Annotated in this window: 18 protein-coding genes; 7 read left to right on the forward strand and 11 right to left on the reverse strand. The window is 71.1% G+C overall.

Annotated elements, in window-relative coordinates:
* Positions 1 to 17 precede the first annotated feature (17 nt).
* From ACWCP6_RS22950 to ACWCP6_RS22965, 4 genes are all read right to left on the reverse strand, one after another.
* On the reverse strand, positions 18 to 539 hold the full coding sequence (locus ACWCP6_RS22950) for a SixA phosphatase family protein (protein ID WP_450934368.1): 522 nt from the start codon (positions 537 to 539) through the stop codon (positions 18 to 20).
* Between the two features lie 101 nt (positions 540 to 640).
* On the reverse strand, positions 641 to 856 hold the full coding sequence (locus ACWCP6_RS22955) for a hypothetical protein (RefSeq protein ID WP_450934369.1): 216 nt from the start codon (positions 854 to 856) through the stop codon (positions 641 to 643).
* A gap of 504 nt (positions 857 to 1,360) precedes the next feature.
* Positions 1,361 to 1,477 (reverse strand): SGM_5486 family transporter-associated protein, encoded by a 117-nt coding sequence (locus ACWCP6_RS22960; protein WP_450934370.1) that lies wholly within the window; start codon positions 1,475 to 1,477, stop codon positions 1,361 to 1,363.
* 44 nt (positions 1,478 to 1,521) lie between these two features.
* Positions 1,522 to 2,847 carry a CynX/NimT family MFS transporter gene (locus ACWCP6_RS22965; protein ID WP_450934371.1) on the reverse strand — a complete coding sequence of 442 codons (1,326 nt, stop codon included), beginning with the start codon at positions 2,845 to 2,847 and terminating at the stop codon, positions 1,522 to 1,524.
* A 99-nt stretch (positions 2,848 to 2,946) separates the two neighbouring features.
* Between ACWCP6_RS22965 and ACWCP6_RS22970 the strand changes: the two genes are divergently transcribed.
* The gene (locus ACWCP6_RS22970) at positions 2,947 to 3,654 is read left to right on the forward strand and encodes a FadR/GntR family transcriptional regulator (protein WP_450934372.1); all 708 of its coding nucleotides are present in this window, start codon (positions 2,947 to 2,949) and stop codon (positions 3,652 to 3,654) included.
* 133 nt (positions 3,655 to 3,787) lie between these two features.
* Here ACWCP6_RS22970 and ACWCP6_RS22975 read toward each other — a convergent pair whose 3' ends face one another.
* From ACWCP6_RS22975 to fabG, 3 genes are all read right to left on the reverse strand, one after another.
* The gene (locus ACWCP6_RS22975; protein WP_450934373.1) at positions 3,788 to 4,165 is read right to left on the reverse strand and encodes a hypothetical protein; all 378 of its coding nucleotides are present in this window, start codon (positions 4,163 to 4,165) and stop codon (positions 3,788 to 3,790) included.
* Between the two features lie 217 nt (positions 4,166 to 4,382).
* Positions 4,383 to 5,150, reverse strand: coding sequence for an enoyl-ACP reductase FabI (gene fabI / locus ACWCP6_RS22980; RefSeq protein WP_450934374.1), 768 nt, complete (start codon positions 5,148 to 5,150; stop codon positions 4,383 to 4,385).
* A gap of 5 nt (positions 5,151 to 5,155) precedes the next feature.
* Complete coding sequence (fabG, locus tag ACWCP6_RS22985) at positions 5,156 to 5,872, reverse strand: 3-oxoacyl-[acyl-carrier-protein] reductase (RefSeq protein ID WP_450934375.1); 717 nt, start codon at positions 5,870 to 5,872, stop codon at positions 5,156 to 5,158.
* A gap of 272 nt (positions 5,873 to 6,144) precedes the next feature.
* Here fabG and ACWCP6_RS22990 point away from each other — a divergent pair, with 272 nt between their 5' ends.
* From ACWCP6_RS22990 to tyrS, 3 genes are all read left to right on the forward strand, one after another.
* Entirely contained in the window at positions 6,145 to 7,668 is a 1,524-nt protein-coding gene (locus ACWCP6_RS22990; RefSeq protein WP_450934376.1) for a TldD/PmbA family protein, read from the forward strand.
* Positions 7,665 to 9,056: a metallopeptidase TldD-related protein gene (locus ACWCP6_RS22995; RefSeq protein WP_450934377.1), complete on the forward strand. Its 1,392-nt coding sequence runs from the start codon at positions 7,665 to 7,667 to the stop codon at positions 9,054 to 9,056. The genes ACWCP6_RS22990 and ACWCP6_RS22995 overlap by 4 nt, the downstream gene beginning before the upstream one ends.
* A gap of 66 nt (positions 9,057 to 9,122) precedes the next feature.
* On the forward strand, positions 9,123 to 10,391 hold the full coding sequence (gene tyrS, locus ACWCP6_RS23000; protein ID WP_450934378.1) for a tyrosine--tRNA ligase: 1,269 nt from the start codon (positions 9,123 to 9,125) through the stop codon (positions 10,389 to 10,391).
* A 61-nt stretch (positions 10,392 to 10,452) separates the two neighbouring features.
* Here the strand turns inward: tyrS and ACWCP6_RS23005 are convergent, their stop codons facing one another.
* Entirely contained in the window at positions 10,453 to 10,734 is a 282-nt protein-coding gene (locus ACWCP6_RS23005; protein WP_450934379.1) for a GlsB/YeaQ/YmgE family stress response membrane protein, read from the reverse strand.
* 236 nt (positions 10,735 to 10,970) lie between these two features.
* Between ACWCP6_RS23005 and ACWCP6_RS23010 the strand changes: the two genes are divergently transcribed.
* Both ACWCP6_RS23010 and ACWCP6_RS23015 read left to right on the forward strand, forming a co-directional pair.
* Positions 10,971 to 11,357, forward strand: coding sequence for a DUF3099 domain-containing protein (locus ACWCP6_RS23010; RefSeq protein ID WP_450934380.1), 387 nt, complete (start codon positions 10,971 to 10,973; stop codon positions 11,355 to 11,357).
* 213 nt (positions 11,358 to 11,570) lie between these two features.
* Positions 11,571 to 11,774: a hypothetical protein gene (locus ACWCP6_RS23015; protein ID WP_450934479.1), complete on the forward strand. Its 204-nt coding sequence runs from the start codon at positions 11,571 to 11,573 to the stop codon at positions 11,772 to 11,774.
* Between the two features lie 130 nt (positions 11,775 to 11,904).
* On the opposite strand, the gene moaA is transcribed toward ACWCP6_RS23015, so the two are convergent.
* The 3 genes from moaA to ACWCP6_RS23030 all read right to left on the reverse strand — a co-directional run bounded on the left by moaA (position 11,905) and on the right by ACWCP6_RS23030 (position 15,098).
* Positions 11,905 to 12,897 carry a GTP 3',8-cyclase MoaA gene (gene moaA / locus ACWCP6_RS23020; protein ID WP_450934381.1) on the reverse strand — a complete coding sequence of 331 codons (993 nt, stop codon included), beginning with the start codon at positions 12,895 to 12,897 and terminating at the stop codon, positions 11,905 to 11,907.
* Positions 12,898 to 13,098: 201 nt separating this feature from the next.
* A complete protein-coding gene (locus ACWCP6_RS23025; protein WP_450934382.1) occupies positions 13,099 to 14,736 on the reverse strand; it encodes a solute symporter family protein in 1,638 nt (545 codons plus the stop codon).
* The gene (locus tag ACWCP6_RS23030; RefSeq protein ID WP_450934383.1) at positions 14,733 to 15,098 is read right to left on the reverse strand and encodes a DUF485 domain-containing protein; all 366 of its coding nucleotides are present in this window, start codon (positions 15,096 to 15,098) and stop codon (positions 14,733 to 14,735) included. Before ACWCP6_RS23030 ends, ACWCP6_RS23025 begins: the two co-directional genes overlap by 4 nt.
* Positions 15,099 to 15,442: 344 nt before the next feature.
* Between ACWCP6_RS23030 and ACWCP6_RS23035 the strand changes: the two genes are divergently transcribed.
* Complete coding sequence (locus tag ACWCP6_RS23035) at positions 15,443 to 16,990, forward strand: S8 family peptidase (protein WP_450934384.1); 1,548 nt, start codon at positions 15,443 to 15,445, stop codon at positions 16,988 to 16,990.
* Positions 16,991 to 17,145 lie beyond the last annotated feature (155 nt).

Consider the following 17,145-nt stretch of genomic DNA (forward strand, 5'->3'; position numbering starts at 1 on the left):
CGTATGACGGGACGTGGCTACTCGTCGCCCGGCGCCCAGTAGTCCACCAGCGTGCCCACACCGGGCTCCAGGGACTTCCAGGAGCCGTCGAAGGTCAGCACCGCGTAGGCGGCGGCCGGAAAACCCCGGCGGCGCATATGGGCCAGTGCGTCGCCCTCGGAGCGGGCGGTCAGGACGTCGGCAAGGCCCTGGACCCCGGGGTTGTGGCCGATGAGGAGGAGATTGCGGACGTCGTCCGGGGTCTCGTTGAGCAGGGCGATCAGCTCACCGGGCGAGGCCTCGTAGATGCGCTCCTCATAGACCGTTTTCGGCCGCTGCGGGAATTCGTGGGCCGCGAGTTTCCAGGTCTCCCGGGTCCGGGCCGCCGTGGAGCAGAGAGCCAGGTCGAAGGGGATGCCGGTGTCGACGAGCCGGCTGCCTGCCAGGTGGGCGTCCTGGCCGCCCCGGTCGGTGAGCGGCCGCTCATGGTCGGAAACCTGCGGCCAGTCCGCCTTTGCATGCCGGAAAAGGACAATCCTGCGGGGTTCTGCGACGCTCATGCGTTCCAGCTTCGCATGAAACGCGCCACGGAGCGCAGGGAGTTGACGCGCTCCCGTCGATCACGGCTGGTCGGGCACCCGGCCGTGCGCGAGTGGGCCGCTCAGGAGCCGTGGTGCAGCAGCGTCTGCTGGAGGCGCTCGACGACATGCGCGACGGCGGTGTCTCCCGTGGCCGCATGCGTGTCGGCCGGGTTGAGTATCAGCACCAGCAGGGCCACGAACGCGAGAGTGGGCAGCGCGAGGGCCCACCAGGGCAGCCGGGTTTCGACGCCACCCGTGCTCGCCGGGTGTGGCCGGGGGTGCGTACGGGCCGACATGACGCCTCCGGAGTGTCTTCGAACGGTCGATGCACCGCTGTCGCGGGCACATCTCGAAGCTACGGAATGCGGCGGCCGCAACCCATCCGGTGATCCACCCACTTGACCCTGAAACTCACCCCCTAGGGGATGGGGGGAAAGCCCCACCCCGAGCGGCGCCGGAGCAGGTGGGCGCGGGGGTCGGTGCCCCCGGGGATGCGAGCGCGCCGTGATGGCGGGTCGGCCGTGGCGGGGACGCCGGGGCTCGTGGGCACGGGACACGAGGGGGGCTCCCCCAGCCGCCACGGTGACGCGTAAGGGTGCCCGGCGGCGAACGCCGTGAAGTGGGCACCGGGCAGAGGCCTCGGCAGGCCGGGCCGGCCCGGCACAGCCGGAACCGACTGCGCCCCGGGCGGCCACGACGGGACGAGGACGCCCCGACAGGGTGCCGCGGCGAGGCCCCCGGCAGGTGGCGGCGAGGCCCCGGCAGAGGTCACGGCGCCCGCACCCTCCCCCGGGGAGGGATCACGGCGAGGCGAAGGACGCGACGATGCCGATGATCACGGTGATGGCCAGCATCGCGCCGAGCACGATGAGGAGCTTCTTCTGGCCGTTCTGGGGGTTCGGGTCGAGCACAGGCATGGCGCCAAGTCTCGCACCCGCCCGCCCCGGGGCCCCCGCGGGGGTCAGGCCTTGTCGAGGCCGCACTCGGCCTCGATCGTGCGGTTGCGCCCCGCCAGGAAGCCCACCGCGATCTGCGGGAGCATCAGGCCGGCCATGAGCGCGATCGGCAGCCCCCAGCCGCCGCTGTGCTGGTAGAGCACGCCCACCAGGAGCGGGCCGGGGATCGAGATCAGATAGCCGGTGCTCTGTGCGAAGGCGGACAGCTTGGCGACGCCGGCGCCGGTCCTGGCCCGCATGCCGACCATGGTGAGCGCGAGCGGGAAGGCACAGTTGGACACGCCGAGCAGCAACGCCCAGGCCCAGGCACCTGCGGCCGGGGCGAGGTAGAGGCCTGCGTACCCGGCGAGGCCGCACACGCCCAGGGCGACCACGATGGGTCCCTGCTGGGGCAGCCGGGTGGCGAGCCGCGGGATCACGAAGGCGAGCGGCACGCCCATCACCATGGTGACGGCGAGCAGCACGCCCGCCTCCCCGGCAGGGACGCCCGCGTCCCTGAAGATCTGCGGCATCCAGCCCATCGTGATGTACGCGGCGGTGGCCTGGAGTCCGAAGAACACGGCGAGCGCCCAGGCGGTGCGGCTGCGGGTGATCCGCAGGCCGTCGGCGTCCGCGGCCGCGGGGGCGCCGGGCGCGTCGGCCGCCCCGGCGGGACCGCGGTGGCGGACGAGAGGCAGCCAGGGCAGCACGGCGGCCCCGGCGAGCAGCGCCCACACGGCGAGCCCGGTCCGCCAACTGCCGCCGAGCGCGTGCGTCATGGGCACGGTGGCCGCCGCGGCGACGGAGGTGCCGAGGGCGAGGGCCATGGAGTACAGGCCGGTCATGGAGCCGACGCGGTCGGGGAACCAGCGCTTGACGATCACCGGCATCAGGACGTTGCTGACGGCGATACCCATCAGGGCGAGCGCGCTGGCGGCCAGGAATCCGGCGGTGCCGCCCATGAAGGGCCGGATCGCGAGGCCCAGCGCGATCGCGGCCATGCCGGCGCACACCACGGCGGAGGGGCCGAAGCGGCGGGCGAGCCGGGGCGCCGCCACCCCGAAGAGGGCGAAGCACAGCGGCGGTACCGAGGTGAGCAGCCCGGCGACGCTGCCGCTCATGCCGAGGCCGTCGCGGACCTCCTCCAGCAGGGCGCCCAGGCTGGTGATGGCGGGCCGCAGATTGAAGGCCGCGAGAACGATCCCGAGGGTGACGAGAGACGTCGCCCACGCGCGCGGGGCGGGCTTCTCGCTCCCCGTCCGCGTGCCCGCGGGGGCGGTCCCGGCCCGCTCGGGGGCCGCCTCGGTGCGCGGGGGACTCGATGTCGTCGTCAGGGTTTTCTCGTCGGCCATGATGCCATCATAGAATCATGGGATGATTGGCTGTCCAATCACGATGATTGACTGTCCCCTGCCTTTCGGTCGCATCCCCTCGCCCCACGAAGGACCGTCATGCCCCTGAGCCACCCCCGCCGATCGGCGCTGTCCGAGCAGGTCATCGGCGAGCTGCGCAACCAGATCTCGACGGGTGAGTGGCCGGTCGGCTCCCGCATCCCCACCGAGCCGGAGCTGGTGGAGCAGCTGGGCGTGGCGCGCAACACCGTCCGCGAGGCGGTGCGCGCCCTCGCCCACAACGGTCTGCTGGACATCCGCCAGGGCTCGGGGACGTATGTCGTGGCGACGAGCGAGCTGGCGGGTGTGATGCACCGCAGGTTCGCCGACGCGGACCCCCGGCACATCGCCGAGGTCCGCGCCACGCTGGAGTCGAGCGCGGCGCGGCTGGCCGCCGAGCGGCGCACGGAGCGGGACCTGAAGCAGCTGGACGCGCTGCTGGCGCGCCGTGAGGAGGCCTGGGAGTCGGGTGACGCGGAGGCCTTCGTGGCCGCGGACGCGACCTTCCACCTGGCCGTGGTGGCGGCCTCCCACAACGACGTGATGACGGCGATGTACGCGGACCTGGGCGAGGTGCTGCGCGACTGGCTGCGCGAGGACGTGGGCGAGACGCTGACGCCGGAGAGTCACATGGACCACTCGGGCCTCGTCGACGCGATCCGAGCGCAGGACGGGGAGGCGGCCGCCACCGAGGCCGCGGGCTATCCCTTCCAGTGCCGCCCCGGGCTGCTGGGCCCGGGCCCCGGCCCCGCCGCATCCCGCGGCTGAGGCGGGCCACGCCGCCACGTCGGCCGCGCCGGAGCCGGACTACCCGCCCGCTTCGGCCGCGCGGGACCGAAAGGCCCCGGCCGCCCGCTCCGGCCCCTGCTCCCCCTCGGCGCCCGGCCCCCGGCCCTGCGCGTCAGGTCACCCTCTGATGGCTGATCCAGACCGACTGGATCTCCTTCCAGCACCTGCCGTCCAGCCGCACCGTCATGGCCGGCCCCGCGTCGACCGGCGGCCCGTCGCCGTCGATGTCCCACCAGCGCCCGCACTCGATGTGCAGGCGCATCCGGTCCGTGTCCGGGTACGGGTTGTGGCAGTAGGCCACGGCCTCGGAGCCCTGCACCTGCGTACGGCAGTCGGCACCGGAGAACGGCGGGTCGTCGGCGGCTCCGCCGGGCCCGCGCGCGGGGGGACGTCCGTCCTCCCGGGTGGCGTGCGATGCGGCGTCGTACGGGAGTGCGACGAGGAGCAGGATGGCTGCGAACACCGGTATGAGTCGGTGGGACAGGCGCACAAGGGAAACCTCCTCGGCCGTACTGCGGTGGGCGCCGAAGCGCCACCGCTGCTGCACCACAAGGGGGGAACCTCCCCTCCAGAGTGCGCTCGCGCCCGCCCGCGGCGCCCGCCGATTAACCCGAATGGGGGACGCCCCGCCCCCACACTCGGGGGGACGGGGCGTCGGTGACGTGCGTGTTCGTCCCTGCTCGGGTACCGATCACCTGAACGGCGGCTCAGGCTCCGATGGCGTGCAGGCCGCCGTCGACGTGGATGATCTCGCCCGTGGTCTTCGGGAACCAGTCGGAGAGCAGGGCGACGACGCCGCGGCCCGCCGGCTCCGGGTCCGAGACCTCCCACTCCAGCGGGGAGCGGTGGTTCCAGACGTCGGCCAGCTCCGAGAAACCGGGGATGGACTTGGCGGCCATCGAACCGATCGGACCCGCCGAGATCAGGTTGCAGCGGACGTTCTGCTTGCCCAGGTCGCGCGCCATGTAGCGGTTGACGGACTCCAGGGCGGCCTTCGCCGGGCCCATCCAGTCGTACTGCGGCCAGGCGTACTGCGCGTCGAAGGTGAGGCCGACGACCGAACCGCCGTCCTGCATGAGCGGCAGCAGCGCCGTGGTCAGCGACTTCAGGGAGAACGCCGAGACGTGCATCGCGGTGGCGACGGACTCGAACGGCGTGTTGAGGAAGTTGCCGCCGAGGGCGTCCTGCGGCGCGAAGCCGATGGAGTGGACGATGCCGTCGAGGCCGCCCAGCTCGTCGCGGACGATGTCCTCCAGGCGGGCCAGGTGCTCGGCGTTGGTCACGTCGAGCTCGATGACCTTGGCCGGCTTCGGCAGCTTCTTGGCGATGCGCTCGGTGAGGGTGGGCCGCGGGAACGCGGTCAGGATGATCTCGGCACCCTGCTCCTGGGCCAGCTTCGCGGTGTGGAAGGCGATGGAGGACTCCATCAGCACACCGGTGATCAGGATGCGCTTGCCTTCGAGGATTCCACTCATGGTGATCAGTGACCCATTCCCAGTCCGCCGTCAACCGGAATGACGGCTCCAGTGATGTACGAGGCGTCGTCGGAGGCGAGGAACTTCACCGCGGCGGCGATCTCCTCGGGCTGCGCGTACCGGGCGAGCGGCACCTGCGACATGATGTTCGTGCGCTGCTCGTCGGTGAGCGCCTTCGTCATGTCGGTGTCGACGAAGCCGGGCGCGACGACGTTGAAGGTGATGTTGCGGGACCCCAGCTCGCGGGCGAGGGAGCGCGCGAAGCCGACCAGGCCCGCCTTGGACGCGGCGTAGTTCGCCTGGCCCGCCGAGCCGAGCAGCCCGACGACCGACGAGATGAGTACGACGCGGCCCTTCTTCGCCCGCAGCATGCCGCGGTTGGCGCGCTTCACCACGCGGAACGTGCCGGTGAGGTTGGTGTCCAGGACGGACGTGAAGTCCTCTTCGGACATGCGCATCAGCAGCTGGTCCTTGGTGACGCCTGCGTTGGCGACGAGGACCTCGACCGGGCCGTGCTCGGCCTCGATCTCCTTGTAGGCCTGCTCCACCTGTTCGGCGTCGGTGATGTCGCACTTGACCGCGAGGAACCCTTCCTTCTGGAGGGCCTCGGGGTCGCCGGAGCGGTACGTGATGGCGACCTTGTCGCCGGCGTCGGCGAACGCGCGGGCGATGGCGAGGCCGATGCCCCGGTTTCCTCCGGTGACGAGAACCGAGCGGCTCAACGGATCACCCTTTCGTTAGCGGGCTGCGATGCCTGTCCGGGATACCTGGATGGCTGGTGACTACGTCGAAAACCTATCGGTCCCGTGCGCCCGGCGGGCAATCGGCCACCCACAGTGACATCGGGGACTCGCTGTCGGGTCCCTACAGAACCCATGGCGCCGCGGCCGGGAAAGGTGTGGCCGAACGGCCACCTTCCGCGACATGATCGGACGGATCAGGTCGTCACTCCGGGCCCGTGCGGCCCACCGTCTCACCGTCGACAGGAGACACCGTGCCTCATTCCCTCGACGAAGCCTTCACGGCGCTGCCGCTCAGGGCTCTCGCCGACGCCGCGCTCGCCCGGGCGCGGGCGCTCGGCGCCGAGCACGCGGACTTCCGCCTCGAGCGGGTGCGCAGTGCGGCGTGGCGGCTGCGCGACGCCAAGCCGGCCGGCTCGTCGGACACCACCGACCTGGGCTACGCGGTGCGTGTGGTGCACGGCGGGACCTGGGGCTTCGCGTCGGGCGTGGACCTGACGATGGACGCCGCGGCGAAGGTCGCGTCGCAGGCCGTGGCGATGGCGAAGCTGTCGGCGCAAGTGATCAAGGCCGCCGGTTCCGACGAGAGGGTGGAGCTGGCGGACGAGCCCGTGCACGCGGACAAGGTCTGGATCTCCTCGTACGAGATCGACCCGTTCTCCGTGCCGGACGAGGAGAAGTCCGGGCTGCTCGCCGACTGGAGCGCGCGGTTGCTGGCCGCCGACGGGGTGTCCCACGTGGACGCCTCGCTGCTCACCGTGCACGAGAACAAGTTCTACGCGGACTCGGCGGGGACGGTCACCACGCAGCAGCGGGTGCGGCTGCATCCGCAGCTCACGGCGGTCGCCGTCGACGAGTCGAGCGGCGAGTTCGACTCGATGCGCACGCTGGCGCCGCCGGTGGGGCGCGGCTGGGAGTATCTGACGGGCACCGGCTGGGACTGGGAGACGGAGCTCGCGCGGATCCCGGAGCTGCTCGCCGAGAAGATGCGCGCGCCGAGCGTCGAGGCGGGCGTGTACGACCTCGTCGTCGACCCGTCGAACCTGTGGCTGACCATCCACGAGTCGATCGGGCACGCCACCGAGCTGGACCGTGCGCTCGGTTACGAGGCGGCGTACGCGGGCACGTCCTTCGCCACGTTCGACCGGCTCGGGAAGCTGAAGTACGGCTCCGAGATCATGAATGTGACGGGCGACCGGACCGCCGAGCACGGCCTGGCGACCATCGGGTACGACGACGAGGGCGTCGCCGGGCAGTCCTGGGACCTGGTCAGGGACGGCACGCTCGTCGGCTACCAGCTGGACCGGCGCATCGCGAAGCTCACCGGCTTCGAGCGGTCGAACGGCTGCGCGTACGCCGACTCCCCCGCGCACGTACCCGTGCAGCGGATGGCCAACGTCTCCCTCAAGCCCGATCCCGGGGGCCTGTCCACCGAGGATCTGATCGGTGGCGTCGACCGCGGCATCTACGTCGTCGGCGACCGGTCCTGGTCCATCGACATGCAGCGGTACAACTTCCAGTTCACCGGACAGCGGTTCTTCAGGATCGAGAACGGCCGGCTCACCGGTCAGCTGCGCGATGTGGCCTACCAGGCGACGACCACCGACTTCTGGGGCTCGATGGAGAAGGTCGGCGGTCCGCAGACGTACGTGCTCGGCGGCGCCTTCAACTGCGGCAAGGCCCAGCCGGGCCAGGTCGCGGCGGTCTCGCACGGCTGTCCCTCCGCCCTGTTCCGGGGCGTCAACATCCTCAACACCACGCAGGAGGCCGGTCGATGACCCGTACGAACAAGCCGCACGAGGTCGTCGAGCGTGCGCTCGAACTGTCGCGGGCCGACGGCTGCGTGGTGATCGCGGACGAGCACTCGACGGCGAATCTGCGCTGGGCGGGCAATGCGCTCACGACGAACGGCGTCACGCGCGGGCGCACCCTCACCGTCATCGCCACCGTCGACGGCAAGCAGGGCGCCGCCGCCGGTGTGGTGTCACGGTCGGCGGTCACCGTGGACGAGCTGGAACCGCTGGTGCGGGCCGCGGAGGCCGCCGCGCGCGGCGCGGGGCCCGCCGAGGACGCGCAGCCGCTGGTCGAGGGCGTCCCGGCGTCGCCGGACTTCACGGACGCGCCGGCCGAGACGTCGTCGGCGGTCTTCGCGGACTTCGCGCCGGCGCTCGGCGAGGCCTTCGCGCGGGCCCGCACGGGCGGCCGCGAGCTGTACGGGTTCGCCAACCACGAGATGGTCACCAGCTACCTCGGTACGTCGACGGGGCTGCGGCTGCGGCACGACCAGCCGAACGGGACGCTGGAGCTCAACGCGAAGTCACCGGACCGGACCCGCTCGGCATGGGCGGGGCGTCCGACGCGCGACTTCAAGGACGTGGACCCGGCGGCGCTGGACGCGGAGCTCGCGCAGCGGCTGGCCTGGGCCGAGCGGCGGATCGAACTGCCCGCGGGCCGCTACGAGACGCTGCTGCCGCCGACCGCCGTGGCCGACCTGCTGATCTACCAGATGTGGTCGTCGGCGGCCCGGGACGCGGCCGAGGGCCGGACCGTGTTCTCCAAGCCGGGCGGCGGGACCCGCGTCGGCGAGAAGCTGGCCGAACTGCCGCTGACCCTGCGCAGCGACCCGGACGAGCCGGGTCTGGAGTCGGCCCCCTTCGTGCTCGCGCACGCGTCGGGCGACGACGCGTCGGTGTTCGACAACGGTCTGCCGCTGTCGGCGACCGACTGGATCCGCGACGGCGAGCTAGCGCATCTGCCCACCACGCGGCACAGCGCGGGCCTGACCGGGCTTCCGGTGGCCCCGGCGATCGACAACCTGATCCTGGAGGGCGGCGCCGACGTCCCGCTCGACGAGATGGTCGCCTCGACCGGGCGCGGGCTGCTGCTCACCTGCCTCTGGTACATCCGCGAGGTGGACCCGGCGACGCTGCTGCTGACCGGGCTCACCCGGGACGGCGTCTACCTGGTCGAGAACGGCGAGGTGGTCGGCGAGGTGAACAACTTCCGGTTCAACGAGTCCCCGGTCGGCCTGCTGGGCCGGGCCACCGAGGCAGGACGGACCGAGAAGACGCTGCCACGCGAGTGGGGCGACTACTTCACCAGGGCCGCGATGCCCGCGCTGCGCATCCCGGACTTCAACATGAGCTCGGTCAGCCAGGGCGTCTGAGCCGGGGCCGGCGCCCCCATAGACTGACAGCGACACTCTTTTCATCGCTCAAGGAGACACACGACCGTGACGGACATCGTCGACGAGCTGAAGTGGCGCGGGCTGATCGCCCTCTCCACCGATGAGGACGCACTGCGCAAGGCGTTCGCGGACGGCCCCGTCACGTTCTATTGCGGCTTCGACCCGACCGCGCCCAGCCTGCACCTGGGCAACCTCGTGCAGATCCTCACGATGCGCCGGATCCAGCAGGCGGGGAACCGGCCGCTGGGCCTGGTCGGGGGCGCCACCGGTCTGATCGGTGACCCGAAGCCGACCTCCGAGCGGACCCTGAACGACCCCGGGACCGTCGCCCAGTGGGTGGAGCGGCTGCGGGCGCAGATCGAGCCGCTGCTGGACTTCGACGGTCCGAACGCGGCGATCATGGTCAACAACCTGGACTGGACCCAGGGCATGTCGGCCATCGAGTTCCTGCGCGACATGGGCAAGCACTTCCGCGTCAACAAGATGATCGCGAAGGAGGCCGTCTCGCGGCGGCTCAACTCCGACGCGGGCATCAGCTACACCGAGTTCAGCTACCAGATCCTCCAGGGCATGGACTTCCTGGAGCTGTACCGGCGCTACGGCTGCACCCTGCAGACCGGCGGCAGCGACCAGTGGGGCAACCTCACCTCGGGCGCCGACCTGATCCACCGGACCGAGCCGCACGCCGTGGTGCACGCCCTGGGCACCCCGCTGATCACCAAGGCGGACGGCACCAAGTTCGGCAAGACGGAGTCCGGCACGGTCTGGCTCGACCCTGAGATGACCACGCCGTACGCCTTCTACCAGTTCTGGCTGAACGCGGACGACCGGGACATCCCGAAGTTCCTGCGGATCTTCAGCTTCAAGTCCCGCGAGGAGATCGAGGAGCTGGAGCGGCAGACCGAGGAGCGTCCCCAGGCGCGGGCCGCGCAGCGGGCGCTGGCCGAGGAGCTGACGACGCTGGTGCACGGCGCCGGGCAGACGACCGCCGTCGTCTCCGCTTCCCGGGCCCTGTTCGGCCAGGGCGAGCTGGCGGACCTCGACGAGGCCACGCTGGCCGCGGCCCTCGCGGAGGTCCCGCACGCCCGCGTGACCGAGCTGGGCCCCGTCGTCGACCTCCTCGCCGAGGTCGGGCTGGTGGCCAGCAAGTCCGCCGCCCGCCGCACGGTCAAGGAGGGCGGCGCGTACGTGAACAACGTCAAGGTCGCCGCCGAGGACGCGGTCCCCGCCAAGGAGGACCTGCTGCACGGGCGTTGGCTGGTGCTGCGCCGCGGCAAGAAGAACCTGGCCGCGGTCGAGGTCGCCGGCGGCTGAGCCGTCGGCGAGCACAGCGAAAGGGCGGCTCCGCGCCGAACGCGGGGCCGCCCTCGTGACGTCAGGCCTTCTGTTTCACCTTGTTGCCGCGCAGCGCCACATAGGCCATGTCGCCGATCGCGACGATCACGATCGCCGCGATCAGCTGGAGGGCGTGCCTGCCCCAGTCGATTCCCCTCGTCTCGGCGATCCCGAAGGCGCCGGCCAGCGCATTGCCGACGACGGCGCCGAGGATGCCGAAGATCGTGGTGAGCCACAGCGGACTGTGCTGCTTGCCGGGGAGCACCGCTTTGGCGATCAGCCCCAGCACGAACCCGACGATGATCGCCCACAACCAGCCCATCACTGCCTCCTCGTGCGGCTCGCCCACGGCCGACCCGACCGGTGCGGCGTGAGCGGTGACCCCAGTCTCGGGCCGTCGTCCGTACGGCGCATGTCGGGCGGTCCGTACGAGGACCTGTGCACCGGACACGCTCCCGGCGAGCCGTCCCCCGGTCTCGTGGGCACAGGGGGTGCGGCGTACCGTGGAAACAGCTCGGACCAGGGGAGGTCCGACGGAGCAGGTGGTGGTGGAGCGTGATGCGGAAGCGGAGCAGCACCGAGGTCTTCCGGATCACGGGAGCACGGCAGGGCCTCCAGGAGGACGTGCGCGGCAGGCAGCGCCGTTACGTCATCTCGATGTCCGTCCGTACCGTGGCGGTGGTCCTCGCGGCGGTGCTCTGGAATGTCGAGCGGTATGTGTCGCTGGTGGCCCTGGTGCTCGGCGCGGTCCTGCCCTATATCGCCGTGGTGATCGCGAACGCCGGCCGGGAGAACGCCCCCTCGCTGCCGTCGGCCTTCGTCCCCGGGCCGTCGCGGCCGATGCTCCCGGCCCCGTCATCGGGCTCTACGGCGGATTCGGCCCCGGAGGACGTTTCCGGTACCCGGAGCGAGGAGCCCGGTGGTACACCCCGGGACCCGGCCTGACCACGGCGTTTCCGCAAAGCTCAAGAAAACCTCAGATCAATCATGTTGTTCCGGTGCCGGGCGACCACTCCTCCGTGACATACTGCGTACGCGCTCCGCATCCCCCGTCGGAGCGACGGACCGACGCCGGGCAGCTCCCCCCGTGGCTGCTCGGCGTCGCCTTTTCCTTAGGCTGAGAGCGTGAACTTCTCCGCTCCTGCTCCCGACTCCGTCATGTGCTCCGCGAAGGGCTGCCGCGCCGACGCGGTATGGGTTCTCGCCTGGAACAATCCGAAGCTGCACACTCCGGAGCGCCGCAAGACATGGCTGGCGTGCGAGGAGCACCGTGAGCATCTGTCGCAGTTCCTCGGCGTGCGGGGCTTTCTGAAGGACGTCGTGGCGCTGGAGGAATGGGAGTCCCGCGAGGGCACGGAGTAGCCGTCGTCCGCCGATCGCCCGGCGCGGACCGTCCGGTGCGGATGCCCGGCGGTCCTCCGGGCGGCGTCGCCCGCCGATCGCCGGGCATGGCTCCGCTCGGTGCCGATGCCCCGCGGTCGTCCGGCGGGCGTCAGCCGCCGATCGCCGACATCGGGCGGTCGGGCTGGTGGAAGGACTCGGGGTGGTCCAGGCCGGAGCCCGCCTTCTTGCCCCACATCGCCAGCTTCCAGATACGGGCTATCTCCTCGTCCGGCGCGTCCGACCGCAGTGCCGTGCGCAGATCCGTCTCCTCGGTGGCGAACAGGCATGTGCGGACCTGGCCGTCGGCGGTGAGGCGGGTGCGGTCGCAGGCCGCGCAGAACGGGCGGGTGACGGAGGCGATGACGCCGACGCGCTGCGGACCGCCGTCGACGATCCAGCGCTCGGCGGGTGCGGAGCCACGCTCGTCGGAGTTCTCCGGGGTGAGCTCGAACCGCGTCCGCAACGAGGCCAGGATATCGCCCGCGGTGATCATGCCTTCGCGCTTCCAGCCGTGCTGGGCGTCGAGGGGCATCTGCTCGATGAACCGCATCTCGTAGTCGTGCGCGACGGCCCAGGCCAGCAGGTCGGGGGCCTCGTCGTCGTTCAGCCCCGGCATCAGCACCGCGTTGATCTTGACCGGCGCGAGGCCGGCGGCCTGCGCGGCCTCCAGGCCGGCCAGCACGTCGTGGTGGCGGTCGCGGCGGGTGAGGGTCTTGAAGACCTCGGGGCGGAGGGTGTCCAGCGAGACGTTGACCCGGTCCAGGCCGGCGGCCCTGAGCGCCTCCGCAGTGCGCTTGAGCCCGATGCCGTTCGTCGTCAGGGACATCTGGGGGCGCGGGGCCAGCGCGGCGACGCGCTCGACGATGCCCACCAGGCCGGGACGCAGCAGCGGCTCGCCGCCCGTGAAGCGGACTTCGGTGATGCCGAGGCGGGTGACGGCTATGTCGATGAGGCGGACTATTTCGTCGTCCGTGAGCAGATCGGGCTTGGCGAGCCACTGCAGGCCCTCCTCGGGCATGCAGTACGTACACCGCAGATTGCAGCGGTCCGTCAGCGAAACGCGCAGGTCGGTGGCCACGCGGCCGAAGGTGTCGATGAGCACGTTGTTGGCCCCCTCCCCGTCCCGGATCCCGGTGTGCCGTCCGGATCCTGTCCGAATTCGATCTGCTACCTGCGAGCCTACGTGACCGGACCGACATCGACAGGGGCCCGATCCCACGAGGCGCCGCGCGACCGCCTGGTAGATCTCTACGATGCACGGCCGCACGACGCCTGGATGTCACGACGATGACGCGCCCGTGAATCAGTGGGCCCCGGTGCCCGTGAGGGACCGCACCTCCAGTTCGGCGTACTTCCCCGCGTCGGCGGTCTCCCTGGACAGGACCGTGCCGAGCCAGCCGAGCAGGAAGCCCACCGGGATCGAGATGATGCCGGGGTTCTCCAGCGCGAACCAGTGGAAGTCGACGCCGGGGAACATCGACGTGGGCTTCCCGGAGACGACCGGCGAGAACAGCACCAGCACGACGGCCGTGACCAGGCCGCCGTAGATCGACCACAGGGCTCCCTGCGTGGTGAACCTCTTCCAGAAGAGGCTGTAGAGGATCGTCGGCAGGTTGGCGGAGGCGGCGACCGCGAAGGCGAGCGCGACGAGGCCGGCGACGTTGAGGTCACGGGCGAGCGCGCCGAGGCCGATGGAGACGATGCCGATGGCGACGGTGGCCCAGCGGGCGGCGCGCACCTCGTCCTTCTCGCTCGCGTTCCCCTTCCTGATGACGTTGGCGTAGATGTCGTGCGCGAACGACGAGGACGAGGCGAGCGTGAGACCCGCGACCACCGCGAGGATGGTGGCGAAGGCGACCGCGGAGATCGTCGCCAGCAGGATGGCGCCCCAGTCCGAGTCGATGCCGCCGATGTGCAGGGCGAGCAGGGGTGCCGCCGTGTTGCCCGCCTTGTTGGAGGCGATGATCTCCTCGGGCTTGATGAGGGCGGCGGCGCCGAAGCCCAGCGCGATGGTCATCAGATAGAAGGCGCCGATGATGCCGATCGCCCAGTTCACGGACTTCCGCGCGGCCTTCGCGGTGGGGACCGTGTAGAAGCGGATGAGGATGTGCGGCAGGCCCGCCGTGCCCAGGACGAGCGCGATGCCTAGCGAGAGGAAGTCCAGCTTGGAGGTCGGCGTGGCCCCGTACTTGAGGCCGGGCTCCAGGAAGGCCGCGCCCTTGCCGCTGTTGTCGGCCGCCTTGCCGAGCAGGTCGGAGATGTTGAAGTGGAACTTCAGCAGCACCAGGAAGGTGATGAGCAGGGTGCCGCCGATGAGCAGAACGGCCTTGACCATCTGGACCCAGGTGGTGCCCTTCATACCGCCGATGGTGACGTACACGATCATCAGGACGCCGACCAGCGCGACGATGCCGATCTTTCCGCCGTCGCTGGTGATGCCGAGCAGCAGGGAGACCAGGACCCCGGCGCCCGCCATCTGGGCCAGCAGGTAGAAGATCGAGACGACGATGGTGGAGGCGCCGGCGGCGGTGCGCACCGGGCGCTGGCGCATCCGGTAGGCGAGGACGTCACCCATGGTGTAGCGGCCGGAGTTGCGCAGCGGTTCGGCGACCAGCAGCAGGGCGACGAGCCAGGCGACCAGGAAGCCGATGGAGTAGAGGAAGCCGTCGTAGCCGAAGAGGGCGATGGCACCGGCGATGCCGAGGAACGATGCGGCGGACATGTAGTCGCCGGAGACGGCGAGCCCGTTCTGGAAGCCGCTGAACTGCCGTCCGCCGGCGTAGAAGTCGGCGGCGTCCTTGGTCTGGCGGCCGGCCCAGACGGTGATGACGAGGGTGGCCAGGACGAAGACCGCGAACAGCGAGATGATCAGCGGCCGGTGCTGGCTCGCCTCGCCCGCGGCGAGCGGGAGGCCCTGGACGTGGGTGACTGCGGGGCTCATGCGCCCTCCTCCATCCGGGACTTGATGGCCGCGGCCTTGGGGTCGAGCCTGGTCGCGGCGTGGCGGGAGTACCACCAGGCGATGAGGAACGTGGTGAGGAACTGGGCGAGGCCGAGCACGAGGGCGACGTTGACGTTGCCGAAGAGCTTGGTGCCCATGAAGTCGCCGGCGTAGTTCGACAGCAGCACGTACAGCAGATACCAGGCGATGAAGGCGATGGTGAGGGGGAAGGCGAAGGAGCGGTGAGCGTGGCGGAGTTCGCCGAACTCGGGGCTCTCCTGCATCGCGATGAACGCGTCCGCGCCGGGCGGTGCGGTCCTCTGGTCGGTTCCGTCCTTCGGTGGTGGTACGTCGGTGGCCACGGAGTCTCCTCGTGCTGAGGGTGACGGAGGGGGTGGGGGACGGTACGGGCATGGTGCGTCGGCCTCGCTGCGACCAACGGGGATCAGTGACGTGGATCACAGGGACCGGTTGGCGATGGTAGGGCCACGGCGCGTGATCCGACAGGGGGCTCGATCGTGCTCATGTCGGCCGTTCCACGTCACGTGGACACGCGCGGCTCGCTCCAACGGCCCTGGATTCTTCCGCGAACTGATTGCTGGCCAGCGAGTACGCGGGATAGCTTCACCCTGAGCTACCCGTCATGCACCTGCCCGAGCACCACTCGTGTTCGGGCAGTCCCGTATTCGGATGATGTGGAGATCCCATGGTTCATCTGCGCTCCAGACGCAGGCTCGCACTGGCCCTGCCGCTCGGTCTCGCGCTCACGGCGACACTGGGCTTCGTGCCGGGCGCGGCCTCCGCGGCACCGCTCGTCGCGCCGGCCGCCGCGGACGCTGCCGCCGCCTCGCCCGCGGAGGGCACGGCACTCACCTACGTGGTGAACACCCGGACCGACCGCAGGACGGTCGCGTCGGTGCAGCGGGCCGTCGAGCAGGCGGGCGGGACGGTCGTCGTCACGTACGAGAAGATCGGCGTGATCGTCGCCCACTCCTCCGCCCCCGACTTCGCCGCACGGATGCGTGCGGTGCGCGGAGTGGACTCCGCCGGCGCCACCCGGACCGCTCCGCTGACCGCGACGGGCACCACCGACGAGGGCGCCGCCCAGTATCTGTCGAAGGCTCAGGCCGCGGCCGTCGCCCGTGACGCGGCCCCCGGGACCGAGCCCCTCGAGGCCGACCAGTGGGATCTGCGCGCGATCGGGGCCGACCAGGCCGCCCGGATCGACCCGGGCAGCAGAAACGTTACGGTCGGTGTCATCGACACCGGTGTGGACGACACCCACCCGGACATCGCCCCCAACTTCTCCGCGTCGCAGTCCGCGAACTGTGTCGGCGGCAAGCCGGACACCTCCCCCGGAGCCTGGCGGCCGGCGAATCCGGACCACTACCACGGCACGCACGTGGCCGGCGAGATCGCCGCGGCCCGCAACGGCATCGGCGTCGCGGGCGTGGCGCCCGGCGTGAAGGTCGCGGCCATCAAGGTGGCCGACCCGGTCAGCGAGCTCTTCTACCCGGAGAGCGTCGTGTGCGCCTTCGTCTTCGCCGCGGACCACGGCATCGACGTCACCAACAACAGCTACTACGTCGACCCGTGGCTGTACAACTGCATGGACGACCCCGACCAGCGGGCCATCGTGGACGCCGTCAACCGGGCGCAGCTGTACGCGCAGCGCAAGGGCACCCTCAATGTCGCGTCGGCTGGCAACTCCAACGACGACCTGGACTCCGACGCGCTGGTCGACGACTCCAGCCCGGACGACTCGACCGCGTCGACCCGCACGGTCGATCCCCACACGTGCTTCGACGTGCCCACCCAGCTGCCGGGCGTGGTGACGGTCAGCGCCACCGGGGTGAAGGGCGCCAAGTCGTACTACTCCAGCTACGGCCAGGGCGTCGTCGACGTCGCCGGACCCGGCGGCGACAAGTACCAGATCCCCGACACGCCGTCGCAGAACGGCCGGATCCTGTCCACCATGCCGGGCGGCCAGTACGGCTTCCTCCAGGGCACCTCGATGGCGTCGCCGCACGTCGCGGGTGTTGCGGCGCTGCTGAAGTCCACGCATCCGCACGCCACGCCCGCCCAGCTCCAGGCGCTGCTGAAGGAGCAGGCGGACAACCCGGGCTGCCCGAGCGCGCCCTACGACGGGGACGGCGACGGCGTCGTGGACGCCACCTGTGCGGGCGGCACCCACGTCAACGGCTTCTACGGGTACGGGATCGTCGACGCCCTCAAGGCCGTGAAGAGGCACTGAGCCCGGGCGGCACCCGCTTCCCCTCCCCGCGGGGGGGGGCGGGGCCCCCCCGCCCGGGGGGGGGGGCGGGGAGGGGCCGGCGGACGCGCGCCCGGAGGGCAGCCCCGACCCCCCCTAGGGGCGGGGGGAGGAAAAAATTCCCAGCGCCGGTGGGG

The sequence above is a fragment of the Streptomyces sp. NPDC002004 genome (genome assembly GCF_053593975.1).